The sequence below is a fragment of the Oleiphilus sp. HI0066 genome (assembly GCF_001635725.1).
The window spans coordinates 1-769 of the sequence record NZ_LWFH01000110.1 but is presented as its reverse complement, the minus strand read 5'-3'; the positions used below and the strand labels follow the sequence as shown (position 1 = coordinate 769).

Genomic DNA, 769 nt, shown 5'->3' with positions numbered 1-769 from the left:
ATTGTTTTCACCACAGTTATTAATTGATTAAAAAGTAATGTGGCATCAACTGCGAACTACGCCACGCGAGCAGTTAAAACGAAAAAGCCAGATTTGAAGAGGGCAGAAAATAACAGCTTTGCTGATTTCACCAACACAATGCCCCCTTATTGAGCTCAAAGCTCTCAAAAAAGGAAAATTGGCCGCTTTGCACACACGCAAGCGATTGCAGAATCAGAAGTGGGAAATGGATAACAGAGTTACGTTGGCGATCACATAAAAAGCGGTTTAGTATTTAGTCTATTCATGGATGTGAGCAAAGTAATAACGATGTCGATAGCAAGCCCAGAACAAAACATTGAATTCAAGCAAATAGCTAGCCTAGGTGATCAAAACTATCCGAGCTTTGAGCTTTCGCTCATTCTCAAACGACTCAAGCGACAGGGACAAACTGCTTGGTGTGAACATCTCGAAAAAGAGTTAGAGCTAGACATTCTGCTCAATGAGCCATTCATACCCTCACACATTGCCCTTGATGGTTTATCACGTGTGGTTGAAGATCAATTCTTGATTGGTTTGGGTATTCATGTCGCGAGCGAATATTCACTCGCAAATTTCGGTATTTTGGGAACCGCTTTTCGTCATGCACCATCACTCTATGATGCACTCGAAATCTCACACAGCTATTACGAGCTGCTAGGCAGCTTTACTGATCTCACGATTATCCAAGATCAAGAAGAACTGACCCATCGGCTTGTAAACGTATCAGGACTGAGTGAGCGTTTACTGC

At 42.4% G+C, this 769-nt stretch carries 1 protein-coding gene; it reads left to right on the top strand.

All coding sequences use genetic code 11. The features are described 5' to 3' along the window. Positions 1–309 precede the first annotated feature (309 nt). On the top strand, positions 310–769 hold a 460-nt coding region (locus tag A3738_RS01675), incomplete at its 3' end, for an AraC family transcriptional regulator ligand-binding domain-containing protein (protein ID WP_197473515.1).